Origin of the sequence: Lysobacter sp. Root494 (assembly GCF_001427225.1) — a bacterium.
GTDB lineage: Bacteria > Pseudomonadota > Gammaproteobacteria > Xanthomonadales > Xanthomonadaceae > Agrilutibacter.
In genome coordinates, this window is record NZ_LMFH01000005.1 from 409091 (window position 1) to 425276 (window position 16186).

Here is a 16186-nt window from a genome sequence, read left to right on the forward strand (position 1 = left end):
TGGCCGGCGCACATCGCGTGCACTTCGGCCCTACAACGGAAACGAACGGGGGTTCGCGATGATCTTGTGCACGACGCAGAAGAAGCTGCTGTCATTGGCCGTAGCGGCTGTCCTGGGCACGCTGGCGGCGTCGCCCGCACTGGCGCAGGAGGGTGCGGCTGCCGCGCAGGCCCAGGCGCCAGCCACGCCGGACGAAGACAAGGCCACGACGCTGTCCGAACTGGTAGTGACCGCGCAGAAACGCGAGGAAACCATGCAGGACGTGCCGATTTCGCTCACCGCCTTGCCCGAGCAGCTGCTGCGCGACAACGGCGTGCGCGACATCAAGGACATGCAGGTCCTGGTGCCCGGCCTGACGGTGACGAGCACCCAGAACGAAGCCATCACGACGGCGCGCATCCGCGGCATCGGCACGGTGGGCGACAACGCCGGCCTGGAATCGTCGGTCGGCGTCGTGATCGATGGCGTATACCGGCCGCGCAACAGCGTCGGCTTCGGCGACCTCGGCGAACTCGAACGTATCGAAGTGCTGAAAGGCCCGCAGGGCACCGTCTTCGGCAAGAACACCTCCGCCGGCGTGATCAACGTGATCACCCGGCGGCCCGGCTATGAAACGGGCGTCGAAGGCGAATTCACCGTCGGCAACTACGGTGCGCTCGGCGTGTCGGGTGCCTTCAATACCGCGCTCGGCGACAACGCCGCGATGCGCGTGTACGCCGCCAAGCGCAAACGCGACGGTTTCATGGACGTGCATACCGGCGCCGGTCCGCGCCAGGAAGAGGAAGACGGCGACCAGAACTTCCACTCGCTGCGCGGCCAGTTGCTGCTGGAGCCTACCGAGAACCTCGACATCCTCCTGATGGCCGACTTCACCAGTCGCGAAGAGAACTGCTGCGCGGCCGCGACCATCGTGCGTGGCGCGACCGCCGCGATCGTCGATGCGCTGGCGGCGGACGAAGGCGTGGCGCCGGCGGGAACGGATCCCTTCGACCGCCAGACCTGGAGCAACCGCAGCACCGAGCAGGACATCAAGGACAAGGGCGTGCAGGGCGAGGTCAACTGGATCACGCCGTGGTTCGGCGGAGCCACGCTGACCTCGATCACCGCGTCGCGCGAGTGGGATTCGATCAACGGCCTGGACTTCGACTTCACCAGCGCGGACATCCTGTATCGCAATCCCGATGAAGACGAATCGCTGACGGCGTTCGAGACCTTCAGCCAGGAATTCCGCCTGACCGGCTCGACCGAGCGCCTCGACTGGATGGTGGGTGCGTTCTATTCGGACGAGGACCTGGACCGCAACGATTCCTATCGCGTCGGTGCCGCGTACGAGCCGTACCTGTCGACGCTGGTGGGATCGCGGGTGTTCAGTGCCTTGGCAGCGATGGGCCTGCCGGTCAACGCGGCCAATCCCGCGACGTTCCTTTCACAGGTGAGCGGACAGCCGTTCGGCACGAATTTCACTGGCCTGGGTGCATTGGACGAACACCGGCAGAACTCCAAGAGCAAGGCGCTTTTCACCAACAACACCTGGCACGCCACCGACGCGCTCGACCTCACGCTTGGCCTGCGTTACACGCAGGAAGACAAGGAGCTCGACTCCGTCTTCAGCAACCCGAACGGCAGCATCGGTTGCGGATCGGTGCTGGCCAACCCTGGGGTGCGCGTCGGCACGGCGCTGTCGCAACGCATTCCGAACTGGGCATCGCTCCCGGCGGCCCAGCAAGCGGCAATCATCAACGCGGTCGCGCCAACCATCGCGGGCTTCATGTGCCTGCCGTGGGCCAACGCGCTGCACAACGGCCGCGTGACGCACCAGGAGCGCACCGAAAAGGAATGGTCGGGCACGTTCAAGGCGGCGTATCGCTGGAACGAGAACTGGATGACGTATTTCTCCGCGGCGCGCGGCTATAAGGCGGGCGGCTTCAACCTGGATCGCGTGCAGTCGGCCGATGGATTGTCTAGCAGCGGTTCCGGCGTGATACCGGTGGATGACACGTCCTTCCCGGGCGAGTTCGTCGACAGCTACGAGCTCGGCGCGAAGACGACGTGGGCCGGCGGCAACCTGCTGTTGAACGCGACGTTGTTCCATCAGACGTATAGCGACTTCCAGCTCAACAGCTTCCTGGGCACCAGTTTCGTCGTGCGGTCGATTCCCGAAGTCGTGTCGCAGGGCCTGGACACCGAAATCCTGTGGCAGACCGGCATCAAGGGGCTGAGCTTCCAGGGCGGCCTGACGTATGCGGATACGAAGTACGGGGACGAGCGTCCGACCGCGGAATTCAGCGACACGCCGGCAACCGCGCCGGGCTCGCTGTACAAGCTGCCGGGCAGCCAGGCCAGCTTCGCGCCGAAGTGGTCGGGGTCGGGTTCGGTGACTTACGAATGGGGCTTCGGTAACGACCTCGTGGCGCGCTTCAATCTCGGCGCCAAGTACATGTCCGAATACAACACCGGTTCGGACCTGGACGTTGAGAAACAGCAGGACGCCTACACCGTCGTCAACGCCCGCGCGGGCGTCGGCAGCCGCAACAAGCGCTGGAGCGTCGAGCTGTGGGCGCAGAACCTCACCGATGCGGAATACATGCAGGTGGCGTTCGACGCTCCGTTGCAGGCACCGGGTACGTCGCTGCCGGGCGATCCGCTCAATTCGTACAACGCGTTCCTCGGCGCGCCGCGTACATACGGGCTGACGTTCCGCGTGACCTATTGATCACCACGTGATGCACGACGGCCCGCCGCAATGGCGGGCCGTTTTATTTCAGTGCTGCGGCTATAGTTGCGCGCATGACTGGAACTTCCGATGCCGACCTCCAGCAGGTCGCGCGACAGTTGGGCGAAACCGCGCTCGCAGGCCACCACACGCTGGTCACCGCCGAGAGTTGCACCGGCGGCTGGATAGCGAAGGTGCTGACCGACATCGCCGGGTCCTCGGCGTGGTTCGAATGCGGCATCGCGGCCTACAGCTACGAATCCAAGCAGGCCTTGCTGGGCGTGCGACCCGAGACCCTGGAGCACTTTGGCGCGGTCAGTCGCGAAGCCGTGCTCGAGATGGTGTCCGGTGCGCTGGTGCATTCGGGGGCAACGCTTGCAGTCGCCGTGACCGGCATCGCCGGGCCCTCGGGCGGCACCGATGACAAGCCGGTCGGGACGGTCTGGGTCGCATGGAAGCGGAGAGGGGGTTACGCGACCGCCGAGGTCCTCCATTTCGACGGCGACCGCGAGGCCGTGCGGCGGCAGACCGTCGCGGCGGCGCTGCTGGGACTGCTTCGCCTGGCCGGGTAAGTTCGAAGCGAGGGGCTTGCTTTCTGTAAAAGACCGTTAGTAGTATTACTACTAATGAACCTGACCGACACCCAGCGCGCCATCCTGGCGCTCATCACCGAGCGGATCGAGAGCGAGGGCATGCCGCCGTCGCAGACCGAAATCGCGACGGCCTTCGGTTTCAGCAGCGTCCGCGCGGCGCAATACCACCTCGAGGCGCTGGAGCGCGCCGGCGCGATCCAGCGCATCCCGGGGCAGGCCCGCGGTATCCGTTTGACCCAGGCGCCGGTTCGCGCACCCGCGGCGAATGACGATGCCTTGCGGCTGCCGGTGCTCGGCCGGGTGGCCGCCGGTCTGCCGATCGGAGCCGGCGCGGACCTCGAAGCGGACGACTACGTCCTGCTCGACAAGAACTTCTTCGCCCCCGCGCCGGACTACCTGCTCAAGGTCAAGGGCGACTCGATGCGCGACGAGGGCATCTTCGACGGCGACCTGATCGGCGTGCACCGCACCGCGAGCGCGCGCAACGGCCAGATCGTGGTCGCGCGCATCGACGACGAAATCACCGTGAAGCTGCTGAAGCTTGGCAAGGACCGCATCCGCCTGCTGCCGCGCAATCCCGATTACGCGCCGATCGAAGTGCTGCCTGACCAGGACTTCGCGATCGAAGGCCTGTATTGCGGCCTGGTGCGGCCGAACCGATGAGTGCGTGGACCGCCACGGGGTTTTCCTACCTGACTTCGCGAAAGGTCCTGATTTCCGCGGAAGCTGGCTTCGATAAAACTTTTTTGCACCGGATCGCCAGCGTCTCAGCCCGTGCGATACGCGCCGACTAACCTGCTGCCAACCAAACACGAACCAAGGAACCGCCACGATGGATGAGAACAAGAAGCGCGCCCTATCGGCTGCCCTGGGCCAGATCGAAAAGCAGTACGGCAAGGGTGCCGTCATGCGCATGGGCGACCAGGTCGCCGAACCGGTTGAAGTGATCGGCACGGGGTCGCTGATGCTCGACATCGCGCTCGGCATCGGCGGCCTGCCCAAGGGTCGCGTGGTCGAGATCTACGGCCCGGAATCCTCGGGCAAGACGACGCTGACCCTGCAAACCATCGCGCAATGCCAGAAGGCCGGCGGTACCTGTGCATTCGTCGACGCCGAACACGCGCTCGATCCGACCTACGCTTCCAAGCTCGGTGTGAACGTCGACGACCTGCTGGTCAGCCAGCCCGATACAGGCGAGCAGGCGCTGGAAATCGCCGACATGCTGGTGCGTTCCAACGCAGTGGACATGGTAGTCATCGACTCGGTCGCCGCGCTCACTCCGCGGGCAGAAATCGAAGGCGAAATGGGCGACCAGCTCCCCGGCCTGCAGGCCCGCCTGATGAGCCAGGCCCTGCGCAAGCTCACCGGCAACATCAAACGCAGCAACTGCATGGTGATCTTCATCAACCAGCTGCGCATGAAGATCGGCGTGATGATGCCGGGACAAAGCCCGGAAACCACCACCGGCGGCAACGCGCTCAAGTTCTACGCCTCCGTGCGCCTCGACATCCGCCGCATCGGCTCGGTGAAGAAGGGCGACGAGATTGTCGGCAACCAGACCCGCATCAAGGTGGTCAAGAACAAGATGGCGCCTCCGTTCAAGCAGGTCGTGACCGAGATCCTGTACGGCGAAGGCATCTCGCGCGAAGGCGAACTGATCGACATGGGCGTGGAAGCCAAGCTGGTCGAGAAATCCGGCGCCTGGTACGGCTACAACGGCGAGCGCATCGGACAGGGCAAGGAGAACGCCCGCCAGTTCCTCAAGGACAACCCGGCTCTTGCCATCCAGCTGGAAGCCGCATTGCGCGAGAAGTTCAAGCCTGCCGAAGCACCCCGCGATGAAGTTGGGAAAGCCGAAGCGGAAGACTGAGTCGAGCCGCAGGTAAGCCACGCTTGGAAGACTCTCCCGACAGCACCGATCGCAAGCCGCAACGCCGCAGGGCGGCGTTGAGCGCGACGCAACGGGCATTAGGGCTGCTTACCCGGCGCGAACACTCACGGAAGGAGCTCACTCGCAAGCTCACCTCGCGTGGCATGGATGCCGCTGAGGTCGAAACAGCTGTCGAAAAGCTTTCCCGCGACGGCTGGCAGGACGACTCCCGGTTTGCCCAAAGTCTCGTACGCGCCCGGAGCTCCGGTGGTTACGGGCCATTGCGAATCCGGGCGGAACTCACTACCCACGGATTGAACCGCGAAATTATTGCGGCTGCCCTGGAAACCTTCCATGGCGACTGGGCCGAAAATGCCTCCGACCTCGTCCGTCGGCGTTACGGCCCAGTCGCCGCCCTTGACCTGAACCAGCGGCGCAAGGCCGCTGATTTCCTGCTCCGTCGTGGATTCGATGCCGCCAGCATCCGTGCGGCCACGCGTATCGAAGCCGACTGATCACCGCCGAAGCGGCAAAGCGCAAGGCTCCAAGTCGCGGGCCTGACACCGATCGTTATCCCGCCTGCTACGCTAGACGGCTTTCTGGGTTGCCTGCTCGGTCTTCCGCCGCCATCTTGTCGGAAGCCGGGTCATCGCAACCCGTCCAGCCCCTTTGAACCCGTGCCAGGCATGAATAGCTCCCGCCAGACCAGCACCACTGAAATCCGCCGCGATTTCCTCGAATTCTTCCGTTCCAAGGGCCATGCCGTGGTGCCCTCGAGTTCGCTGGTGCCGGGTAACGACCCGACCTTGCTGTTTACCAACGCGGGCATGGTTCAGTTCAAGGACGTATTCCTCGGCGCCGAAAAGCGCAGCTACGTGCGCGCGACCAGCTCACAGCGCTGCGTGCGCGCCGGCGGCAAGCACAACGACCTCGACCAGGTCGGATATACCGCGCGCCACCACACCTTCTTCGAAATGCTGGGCAATTTCAGCTTCGGCGATTACTTCAAGAAGGACGCGATCGCGTGGGCATGGGAGCTGCTGACCGAAGTCTGGAAGCTGCCGAAGGAAAAACTGCTCGTCACGATCTATCACACGGACGACGAAGCCTTCGACATCTGGAACAAGGTCGTCGGCCTGCCGACCGAGCGGATCATCCGCATTGGCGACAACAAGGGCGCGCCGTATGCATCCGACAATTTCTGGCAGATGGCCGATACCGGCCCCTGCGGCCCCTGCACGGAAATCTTCTACGACCACGGTGCGCACATCCCCGGTGGCCCTCCCGGCTCTCCGGATGAAGACGGCGATCGTTTCATCGAGATCTGGAACAACGTCTTCATGCAGTTCGACCGCCAGCCGGACGGCACGCTCGTGCCGCTGCCCGCGCCGTGCGTCGACACCGGCATGGGGCTCGAGCGCATTTCGGCCGTGCTCCAGCACGTGCACAGCAACTACGAAATCGACCTCTTCCAGCACCTGATCAAGGCCGCCGCGACGATCACCGGCACCAGCGACCTGGAACACAAGTCGCTGCGCGTCATCGCCGACCACATTCGCGCCTGCAGCTTCCTGATCGTCGACGGCGTGCTGCCGGGCAACGAAGGTCGCGGCTACGTCCTGCGTCGCATCGTCCGCCGTGCCGTGCGTCATTTCTGGAAGCTGGGCGCATTGAGTTCGGAAGGCAGCTTCTGGCGCATGGGCGCCCCGCTGATCGACGTGATGGGCGACGCTTACCCCGAGCTCGCACAGAAGCGCGAACTGGTCGAACGCGCGCTCAAGGCCGAAGAAGCCGCATTCTCGCAGACACTCGACGCCGGCATGCAGCGTCTCGAAAGCTATCTTGCCCAAGCTGGCGGCATGATAGATGGCGAGCAGCTGTTCCAGCTGCACGACACCTACGGCTGTCCGCCCGACCTGATCGCCGACATCCTTCGTGAAAAGGGCACGGAGCTGCCGCCGACGGCGATGGCCGACTACGAGCGCCTGATGGAGCAACAGCGCGAACGCGCGCGTGCCGCCGGGAAGTTCGGTGGTGGCACCGCGCTCCCGACCGAATTGATCGCACAGCTGAAGCCGACGGGATTCGTCGGTTACGAGCACCTGGAAGCGGGTGGACTTGAAGTCGTCGCCATCCTGAAAAACGGCAAGGCAGTCGACACGATCAATGCCGGCGAAGAAGCCATCGTGTTTCTCGACAAGACGCCGTTCTATGCCGAAAGCGGCGGACAGGTGGGCGACACCGGCCAGCTCGCCGAGCAGGGCGTGATGTTCACGGTCCGCGATACGCAGAAGTTCGCCGGCCAGTTCCACGGTCACGTCGGCACGCTCGCGGTTGGCACCCTGAAGCGCGGCGACCACCTCGTCGGCGCCGTGAGCCACGAGCGCCGCGCGGCCACCGTGCTCAATCACAGTGCGACGCACCTGTTGCACGCGGCGTTGCGCGATGTGCTCGGCACGCACGTCACCCAGAAGGGTTCGCTGGTCGCGCCGGAGCGGCTGCGTTTCGATTTCGCCCACTTCCAGCCAGTTGCCGCGAGCGAACTCGCGCAGATCGAACGGCAGGTCAACGCCGAAGTGCGCCGCAACCATGCGGCCGAAGTGCACCACATGGACATGCAGGAAGCGCTCGACTTCGGCGCGATGGCGCTGTTCGGCGAAAAATACGGTGAACGCGTGCGCGTGCTGCGCATGGGCGAAACTTCGACCGAGCTTTGCGGCGGCACCCACGTGTCACGCACCGGCGACATCGGCCTGTTCAAGATCGTTTCCGAAAGTGGCGTCTCGGCCGGCGTGCGCCGCATCGAAGCAGTAACCGGGCAAGGTGCGCTCGATTACGTTGCCGAAGAGGAACGCCGCCTGGACGAAGCGGCCGATCTGCTCGGCGGCAATGCAGCCGACGTGGCCGACAAGTTGCGTTCACTGCTCGATCGCCAGAAAAAGCTCGAACGCGAGCTCGAGTCGCTGAAGGCCAGGGCGGCTTCGGGCGCCACCGCGGATCTGGCCGGTTCGGCCGTCGACGTGCGTGGAGTGAAGGTGGTGGTTTCCAGGCTGGAGGGATTCGACGCCAAAGCGCTGCGGGATGCGGTCGACCGCCTCAAACAGCAACTCGGCAATACGGTGGTACTGCTCGCGGGAGCGAGCGGCGGCAAGGCCGCGCTCGTTGCCGGCGTCAGTGAATCCCTCACTGGCAAGGTCAAGGCCGGAGAGCTACTGTCCTACGTAGCTGCCCAGATCAACGGCAAAGGCGGAGGCCGGGCCGACATGGCGCAAGGCGGTGGCGACGATGGCCCTGCACTGCAACGGGCACTGTCCAGCGTCACGGATTGGCTGGATCTAAAACTGGCATGATGCTGAATGTGGTAAGTGACAGGGGGCGTCGAACTTTCCGGCCGTTTTCGCGGTCCATGGAAAGCCGGCGTTGTTTTCAGGAAGTAAGGCGTCCTTGGAGGGAAATGGGCGCCCTGACCGGCGATCTTGGCCGGTATCGAGGAGATTTTGCATGCTTATCCTGACGCGTCGCGTCGGCGAGACTTTGATGATCGGTGACTCCGTTACGGTCACCGTGCTCGGTGTAAAGGGCAACCAGGTGCGTATTGGAATTAATGCGCCGAAGGATGTCGCGGTCCATCGCGAGGAGATCTACCAGCGCATCCAGCGCGGGGAAGGCAACTCGGAAGAGGATCGAAAGGGCGAAGCCAGCTAAAACGTTTGCCGCCCATGCGCAGAGCCGTTATGCTCTGCGCCCCGCGAAGTTACCGCGGAGACTTGCCCGAGAGGCCGAAGGGGCTCCCCTGCTAAGGGAGTATGGGGTCAAAAGCTCCATCGAGGGTTCGAATCCCTCAGTCTCCGCCAGTTTTTATCGCTGAAGGTTTGACGAAACGATAACAACTGAGCATAATTTCGCTTCTAGCTTTTGCGCCCGTAGCTCAGCTGGATAGAGCACCAGGCTACGAACTTGGTGGTCGGGAGTTCGAATCTCTCCGGGCGCGCCATACAAGCAAAAGGGCCGACGAGCAATCGTCGGCCCTTTTGTTTTTGGCGTCGTTTGCGTTTTGTGTATCGGTGATTGAGTCAAAGCGGGCGCAGCAGCGAGCTGACGACTGCCTGCGGTTGCTTCATCCATTCGAAATGCCCCGCACGCGTTCCCAACGCAAGCCGATCCAGGCTGTCGATACGACGACGCGAGCGCGGCAGCTTCGACAACAGGTAGCGAGTTGAACTCGCAGGTGCCATCCAGTCTTCCATCAATGCAACGGCATGCGCGTCGACGACAACCTGCTTCATCGCTGCTTCGATATCGAACGTCAGTCCTTCCGCTATGTAGCGGCCGCTCAGTGCGCTGCGCGCCCAGTCGTGAATCAGACGGCGCGACTCGTTGCCGCCGAAGCCAACGCTGCGCCCCGGCAGGAAACCCCGCCGGTCGGCCAGCCAAGGAAGAAAGCGATAGGCCATCGGCAACCACCACTTGTTCCGCGGCGGAAATGCGCCCCAATACGGTGAGCCGCTGGCGACCAGCCAGAGTTGGGATGCACTCCCGGGCGCCAGGCCGAGATGGCAACAGGCGAGCTGCCCACCCAGGCTGTGACCGCCGAGGATGCGCGGGAGGCCATCGAGATGCCGAGCGATCGCCGCTTCGCTTGCCGGCAGGTCATGCATGAGCACTTCGCGATAACCCCAGTCGACGCCCCGTGCGGGACGCACGCTGCTCGAGCCATTGCCGCGCCAGTCGTGAAGGAAGACGGCGATGCCGTTCGCAGCCGCTTCCTGCGCAAACACCAGATAGTGCTTCGCGGCGACGCCCATCGCCGGCAACCAGAACAATCGCGCATTCGGTCGCTCGGGGGCGACGGCCAGCAGCTGCCACGTGTGCCCATCCTTGGCCTGGACATCGATGCTCTGAACCGGAAGCTCATGCATCGCGCATGGCTCCGAAATGATCGAGCACGACGATATCGCTGCGTCCGGGGCGGTAGCCACCACGCAGTGCCGCGTGCACGTAATCGCCTGCGGCGCGGCAGGCCTCGTCAAGCGCAAGGCCTCGGCAAAGGTTGGCGGCTACTGCGGAGGCGAGCGTGCATCCGGTGCCGTGTGCCTCGATGTCCAGCCGTGCATGGCGAAAGATGTGGATGCCGGATTGATCGGCGAGAAGGTCGACCACGTCGGTGTTGCCCGGTAGGTGTCCGCCTTTCAACAACACGGCGTTCGCGCCGCTGTTTCGCAGTCGCATGCAGGCCTCGCGCATCGCCGTTTCGTCGGATATCTCGAAATCCAGCAGCAATCCCGCTTCGGGCAGGTTGGGTGTAACCAGTGTCGCCAGTGGCATCAACCGAGTGCGCAGTGCGTCCAGTGCTTCCGGTTGCAGCAGCCGTGCGCCGGAGGTTGCCACCATCACCGGATCGATCACGACGTGCGGGGGACGATAGAGCTCCAGCGCATCGGCGACCGCGTGGATCACCCGCGCATCCGCGAGCATGCCCAGCTTCACCGCGCCAATGCGGAAGTCGTCGAAGCAGGCGTCGATCTGGGCCCGCAGGAAATCGGTGGACGGCACTTCGATCGCGGTCACGCCGCGCGTGTGCTGCGCCGTCAATGCGGCGATCGCACTGAGCCCATGCACACCATGAGCAGCGAAGGTTTTGAGGTCGGCCTGGATGCCCGCGCCACCGCCGGAATCGGAACCGGCAATGGTCAGTACGGAAGCGCAGCGCGGATCGGTCATATGCAATACATCATCCGTGGGTGGCAGAGGTTCGCGTGGATGCACAGGTATCTACGAGATGACGCCTCGGGGTGCTGCGGTAGGCCCGAGCGCTCAATGCCGTGGCGATTCATCACGGGGACAGCTGCAGGATAAAGCCTGGCAGCAGCAACAGAGGTGCTGCCCGGTGGTAAGCAGCTCCACGTTCCGCATATCACGGTGTCGCGATGCCGCTGCGAATCGGCGGCGGGTTTACTTCCCCGAAGATGATTCCGGGCCGGCTTCTGCTGTCTGGTGTATCGCACGCCAGTGGCGGAGGGCGGCATAACTGATCCCCGTCAGGCCGGTCAGCGTTGCAGGAACGGCGAGGGCGTCGTAGCCCAGGTGACGGAAGAGCCAGGCGCCGATCACGCTTCCCGTGAAGAAGCTGCTGATGATCAGCGCACTCAGGGCCAGCCGTCGTGTTGGCAACGCCATGCCCCGCACGAAATGCCCGAGCCCGATGCCAAGATCGGTGAACATTCCGCTCAGGTGGGTCGTGCGCACCACCGAGCCGCTGAACGTCGTGGCCATCGCGTTCTGCAGTCCGCAAGCCGTTGCCGCCAGCAATGCGCCCGCGATCTGCTGCTGCTTGAACAGGAATATCGCAACGAACAGCAGGACTGACTCGATGGTCAACACCACGCCGTAACGCCGGCCAAGCCGCAGGGTGCTGTCCTGGATGATCATCCCGCTCAGCGCCGCGCCGAGAGTGAACGCGACAGCGACGCCGAGCAGATGCAGGGTCGCGCGCGCGTCGCCCTCTGCGATCGCTGCTCCCAGCAGGCTCGTGGTGCCAGTGAGGTGGGTGACGGCCTGATGTTCGAAGCCGAGGTAGCCGACTACGTTCACCATGCCGGCGACGCAGGCGAGCAAGCCTGCGCCGATCCACACCCAACGTGGCAGTTGCACACCCACGCCGGTTTACAGCACTTCGGAAGCGTAATCCGCCAGTCGCGAACGCTCACCGCGACGCAGCGTCACGTGCGCGCTGTGATCCCAGCCCTTGAAGCGGTCCACGGCGTAAGTCAGCCCTGAAGTAGTTTCGGTGAGATACGGCGTATCGATCTGCTCGACGTTGCCCAGGCACACGATCTTGGTGCCGGGACCCGCGCGCGTGATCAGCGTCTTCATTTGCTTGGGTGTGAGGTTCTGCGCCTCGTCGAGGATCAGCCAGCGGCTCAGGAACGTGCGGCCGCGCATGAAGTTCAACGATCGGATCTTGATGCGCGAAGCGAGCAGGTCGTTGGTCGCCGCGCGGCCCCAGCTGCCGCCTTCCGGATTGTGCGTGAGCACTTCCAGGTTGTCGGTCAGCGCGCCCATCCACGGCGTCATCTTTTCTTCTTCCGTTCCGGGCAGGAAGCCGATGTCCTCGCCGACACTCACCGTCGCGCGGGTCATGATGATTTCGCGGTAACGCTGCTGGTCCATCGTCTGCGCGAGGCCCGCGGCGAGCGCCAGCAATGTCTTGCCGGTGCCGGCGGTGCCGAGCAGGGTCACGAAGTCGATCTCGGGATCCATCAATGCGTTGAGCGCGAAATTCTGCTCGCGATTGCGCGCCGTGATGCCCCATACCGCATGCTGGTTGTGGCGGTAGTCGTCGACGATCTGCAGGATCACGCGCTCGCCTTCGACGTGCGCGACCTTCATCTCGGCTTCGTCGTCGCCGGGCAGGTAGAGGAACTGGTTCGGATACCAGTCATCGTCTTCGCTGCGGCGGATTTCGTAGAACGTGCGGCCCTTCTCCGTCCACGAACGCAGGTCCTTGCCGTAACGCTGCCAGAAGTCTTCCGGCAGCGCGGTGGCGCCGGTGTAGAGCAGGCTGAAGTCGTCGAGCGCGCGATCGTTCTCGTAGTCCTCCGAATCGATGCCCGCGATCGATGCCTTGATCCGCAGGTTGATGTCCTTGGAAACGAAGACGACGGACGCGCCGGGTTCGGCTTCCTTGAGTGCGAGGATCGCGCCGAGGATGTGGTTGTCCGGAATGACCGCGCCAAAACGCTTGCCCGAATCGAAGTCGCGCGTCTGGAAGCGCAATTTGCCGATGCTCTGCGCGCCGCGCAGTTGCAGGCCCTGGGGACGCGACAGCGGGATGCCTTCGGCGATCGATCTGGTGCCGTGGCTTTCGACGAGTTCGTTGAGGAAGCGACTGACCTGGCGCGCATTGCGGCTGGCTTCGCTGGTGCCTTTCTTGCCGTTGTCCAGCTCTTCAATTACCTGCATCGGCAGGTAGACATCGTGCTCCTCGAACTTGAACAGCGCGGTCGGGTCGTGCATCAGCACGTTGGTGTCGAGGACGTAGATGCGCTTGCTTCGGGTCATCGTGCTTTCCGTAATAGCGAACAGCGGCAGGCCACCACAAGCCCGCGAAGCGGGGTGGTGGAATCTTGGAAATACAGGGCGATCACTTAGTTGAGGCAGCCTTGAGTGCGTCGTACACGGCTTGAGCGTGTCCCGGGACTTTCACGGGGCGCCATGACTGGACTATGACGCCCTTGGGATCGATAAGGAAGGTGCTGCGTTCCACGCCGACGTATTCGCGACCGTAGAGCTTCTTGGGCTTGATCACGCCGAAGGCGTTGCAGAGCTTCTCGTCAGCGTCGCTGACCAGGTCGAACTTGAATCCCTGCTTCGCGCAGAAGTTCTGGTGCGACTTGATTGAATCGCGGGAAACGCCGAGTACGGTCGCACTGAGCTTTCTGAACTTGGGCAGCAGCGCGTTGAAGTCGATGCCTTCGGTCGTGCAACCGGGCGTACTGTCCTTGGGATAGAAGTACAGGACCAGCCATTGGCTCTTGTAATCGGAGAGGCGGCCACTGGAACCGCTGGAAAGCGAGATGGGCAGATCGGGAATCTTGTCGCCTGTATCCAGCATCGTTCTCTCGTTGTGGTCTTGCGTGTAGCGCCGACGGTCCGTCAGAACTTCATCGGATCCATGATCGCGTCGAGGTTAAGGTGATCGCAGAATTCGAGGAAGTCATCGCGCAATGCAGCAATGTGCATGCTGGCGGGCACGCCGATGGTGACCTGTGCCGAAAACATGTCCGCGCCGGTCTGCATTGCGCGATAACGTGAGCAGTGCAGGCTTTCGATGGTGATGCCCTGCCGGTCGAAGAAGTCAGCCAGCTGGAACAGGATGCCCGGTTTGTCGGCGGCCACGACTTCGACCACGTACGGCAACAGGTTCGACTGCACCTGCTTGGGGCCGGTGCGATACCAGTTGAGCTTCAGGCCTTCCTCGCGCTCCAGGCGCGTCAGCATGGCTTCGAGCTTGGCGACGGCGTCCCACGGGCCGACGGCGAGCGCCGTGACGGAAACGTCACGACCCACGGTCGAAAGGCGCGCGTCGACCAGATTGCAACCACTGTCGGTGATCCGCCGCGTCACCGACAGCAGCGGGGACTCCGGATGCGTCGTGTAGGCGTTGATCAGGAGGTGGTTTTCGTTCGGCGACGGCCGGGGAGCGTTATCGGTCAAGGCGGCGCCTGGCATTGGGGGCAAGATGCCCGGATCGTTGGAACATGACTCATCGGACGCAACTCGTCGCAGCGAGTGCCTCGAACGAGTAACTGGAAGCACGCGACTGTCACACCGACAGCCGCAGCCAGCATACTTGCCCGTGGTTTCAGCCCGCAAGTAACATTCAGGCTCGACCTGCGAGCCTGTTTGCCGCTTCGAATGGATCCGCCCAGCGCGATCTTCACAGGCCCGCCTACCCACCCACCGCAGCTCCAACCAGGGCTACCGACTTGCGACTTTCCGGCAGCATCACCGCGCTGGCTACACCGTTCAATGCCGCTGGCGAACTCGACCTCGACGCCTGGCAGCGGCTGCTCCAACAGCAACTCGACGCGGGCACGCAGGCGATCGTCGTCGCAGGCTCCACCGGCGAAGCCGCGGCGCTGTACGACGCCGAGTTCGACCTGCTGTTGCGTACCGCCGTCGAGTTCGTTGCCGGCCGCATTCCGGTGCTCGCCGGTACCGGTCTCTCCAACACCGCGAAAACGATCGAACAGACGCGCCGTGCCGCTGCACTGGGCGCCGATGCCGCATTGATCGTCACACCACCGTACGTACGTCCGACCCAGGCCGGTCTGATTGCCCATTACCGTGCCATCGCCGACGACAATGCGTTGCCGATCGTGCTCTACAACGTGCCCGGCCGCACCGGCGGCGACCTGCTGCCGGAAACCGTGGCCGAGCTGTGTGGCCACCCGCGCATCGTCGGCATCAAGGAAGCTCGCGCCGAACCCGAGCGGATGGAAGCTCTGCTGAAGTTCAAGAGCGGCGACTTCGCCGTGCTCAGCGGTGACGATCCGACCGCGTGCCGCGCAATGCTCGCAGGCGCGGACGGCGTGATCTCCGTAGCGTCCAACGTGTTGCCCGCTGCGATGCGCCGCCTGTGCGACCTCGCGCGTGCCGGCAAGGCGGACGCGGCGAACGAAATCGACGCGCAGTTGCAGCAAGCATTCGATTTTCTCGGCGTCGAGCCCAACCCGATCCCGGTGAAGGCCGTGCTCGCGTTGCAGGGCATCGGCCATGGCCTTCGCCTGCCGTTGCTGCCATTGTCTACTGTTCACGCCGATGCGGCTTCCAGCACGACGGCGATGGTGCGCGAACTTGAAAGCGCCTGCACCACCGCCGCTTGATCTTTTTTTGCAGTATTCCCGAAGGAGACACCCGATGCGCCTGAACCACTCCGCGAGCCGCTCAGCGAGCCGCGTCGCGACCACCGTCCTCGTGCTCGCTGCCGTCCTGGCGACATCGGGCTGCAGCTGGTTCCGCAGGGAAGACAAGTTGTATGCCGGCGAGCCCACCAGCCGTCCGCTGGAAGTGCCGCCGGACCTGGACATGCCGCGCACCGAAGGCGCCGTCGCGGTGCCGGGCGCGTCGGCGACTACGTCTGCTACCGCTTCCGCCACCGCTACGGCCGCACCTGTTGCTGGCGTGTCGAACGGGTTCACCATCGCCGGCAACCGCGACGACGTGTTCACCAAGGTGGGTGAAGCACTCGGCAAGATCGAAGGCCTGTCGGTCGCCAGCCGCGCGCAGTTGCTCGGCGTGTACGACGTCGCTTACGAAGGCAGCAACTTCCTCGTCCGCGTGAGCGCGGTCGATGCAGGCGTGTACGTGTCCGCGGTCGATCCGCGCGGCCAGCCTGCGACGGGCGATGCGCCGACCAAGGCGATCGCTGCACTGAAGGCGGCGCTGGGCGCGAACTGACCCACTCGCCGTAGCAGCAAGAAAAAACGGGCGCCAAGCGCCCGTTTT

Annotated in this window: 15 protein-coding genes and 2 tRNA genes; 11 read left to right on the plus strand and 6 right to left on the minus strand. The window is 64.0% G+C overall.

Annotated elements, in window-relative coordinates:
- Window positions 1–58: 58 nt before the first annotated feature.
- The 9 genes from ASD14_RS05165 to ASD14_RS05205 all read left to right on the plus strand — a co-directional run bounded on the left by ASD14_RS05165 (window position 59) and on the right by ASD14_RS05205 (window position 9170).
- Window positions 59–2713, plus strand: a complete 2655-nt coding sequence (locus ASD14_RS05165; protein ID WP_082538752.1) for a TonB-dependent receptor — start codon at window positions 59–61, stop codon at window positions 2711–2713.
- A 74-nt stretch (window positions 2714–2787) separates the two neighbouring features.
- Window positions 2788–3285, plus strand: coding sequence for a nicotinamide-nucleotide amidohydrolase family protein (locus ASD14_RS05170; RefSeq protein WP_056129987.1), 498 nt, complete (start codon window positions 2788–2790; stop codon window positions 3283–3285).
- Between the two features lie 54 nt (window positions 3286–3339).
- Window positions 3340–3969 (plus strand): transcriptional repressor LexA, encoded by a 630-nt coding sequence (gene lexA, locus ASD14_RS05175; RefSeq protein ID WP_056129991.1) that lies wholly within the window; start codon window positions 3340–3342, stop codon window positions 3967–3969.
- A 169-nt stretch (window positions 3970–4138) separates the two neighbouring features.
- Window positions 4139–5176: a recombinase RecA gene (gene recA, locus ASD14_RS05180; protein ID WP_056129993.1), complete on the plus strand. Its 1038-nt coding sequence runs from the start codon at window positions 4139–4141 to the stop codon at window positions 5174–5176.
- Window positions 5177–5253: 77 nt separating this feature from the next.
- A complete protein-coding gene (recX, locus tag ASD14_RS05185; RefSeq protein WP_056132127.1) occupies window positions 5254–5691 on the plus strand; it encodes a recombination regulator RecX in 438 nt (145 codons plus the stop codon).
- A gap of 171 nt (window positions 5692–5862) precedes the next feature.
- Window positions 5863–8526 (plus strand): alanine--tRNA ligase, encoded by a 2664-nt coding sequence (gene alaS / locus ASD14_RS05190; RefSeq protein ID WP_056129996.1) that lies wholly within the window; start codon window positions 5863–5865, stop codon window positions 8524–8526.
- 151 nt (window positions 8527–8677) lie between these two features.
- Window positions 8678–8881 (plus strand): carbon storage regulator CsrA, encoded by a 204-nt coding sequence (gene csrA, locus ASD14_RS05195; protein ID WP_056129999.1) that lies wholly within the window; start codon window positions 8678–8680, stop codon window positions 8879–8881.
- A 56-nt stretch (window positions 8882–8937) separates the two neighbouring features.
- Window positions 8938–9030, plus strand: a tRNA-Ser gene (locus tag ASD14_RS05200).
- Window positions 9031–9093: 63 nt separating this feature from the next.
- Window positions 9094–9170: transfer RNA gene (locus ASD14_RS05205), tRNA-Arg, on the plus strand.
- A 79-nt stretch (window positions 9171–9249) separates the two neighbouring features.
- On the opposite strand, the gene ASD14_RS05210 is transcribed toward ASD14_RS05205, so the two are convergent.
- From ASD14_RS05210 to ASD14_RS05235, 6 genes are all read right to left on the minus strand, one after another.
- Window positions 9250–10095, minus strand: a complete 846-nt coding sequence (locus ASD14_RS05210) for an alpha/beta fold hydrolase (protein WP_056130000.1) — start codon at window positions 10093–10095, stop codon at window positions 9250–9252.
- Entirely contained in the window at window positions 10088–10897 is an 810-nt protein-coding gene (gene thiD / locus ASD14_RS05215) for a bifunctional hydroxymethylpyrimidine kinase/phosphomethylpyrimidine kinase (RefSeq protein WP_056130003.1), read from the minus strand. Before thiD ends, ASD14_RS05210 begins: the two co-directional genes overlap by 8 nt.
- Window positions 10898–11128: 231 nt before the next feature.
- Window positions 11129–11833 (minus strand): YoaK family protein, encoded by a 705-nt coding sequence (locus tag ASD14_RS05220; RefSeq protein WP_056130007.1) that lies wholly within the window; start codon window positions 11831–11833, stop codon window positions 11129–11131.
- Between the two features lie 6 nt (window positions 11834–11839).
- On the minus strand, window positions 11840–13237 hold the full coding sequence (locus ASD14_RS05225; RefSeq protein ID WP_056130010.1) for a PhoH family protein: 1398 nt from the start codon (window positions 13235–13237) through the stop codon (window positions 11840–11842).
- Between the two features lie 82 nt (window positions 13238–13319).
- Entirely contained in the window at window positions 13320–13790 is a 471-nt protein-coding gene (locus ASD14_RS05230; RefSeq protein WP_056130013.1) for a peroxiredoxin, read from the minus strand.
- A 41-nt stretch (window positions 13791–13831) separates the two neighbouring features.
- Window positions 13832–14407, minus strand: a complete 576-nt coding sequence (locus tag ASD14_RS05235; RefSeq protein ID WP_082538753.1) for a glycine cleavage system protein R — start codon at window positions 14405–14407, stop codon at window positions 13832–13834.
- Window positions 14408–14664: 257 nt separating this feature from the next.
- On the opposite strand from ASD14_RS05235, the gene dapA reads away from it, so the two are divergent.
- Entirely contained in the window at window positions 14665–15564 is a 900-nt protein-coding gene (gene dapA, locus ASD14_RS05240) for a 4-hydroxy-tetrahydrodipicolinate synthase (protein WP_056130015.1), read from the plus strand.
- Between the two features lie 34 nt (window positions 15565–15598).
- Complete coding sequence (locus ASD14_RS05245) at window positions 15599–16138, plus strand: hypothetical protein (protein ID WP_056130018.1); 540 nt, start codon at window positions 15599–15601, stop codon at window positions 16136–16138.
- The last annotated feature ends 48 nt before the right edge of the window (window positions 16139–16186 follow it).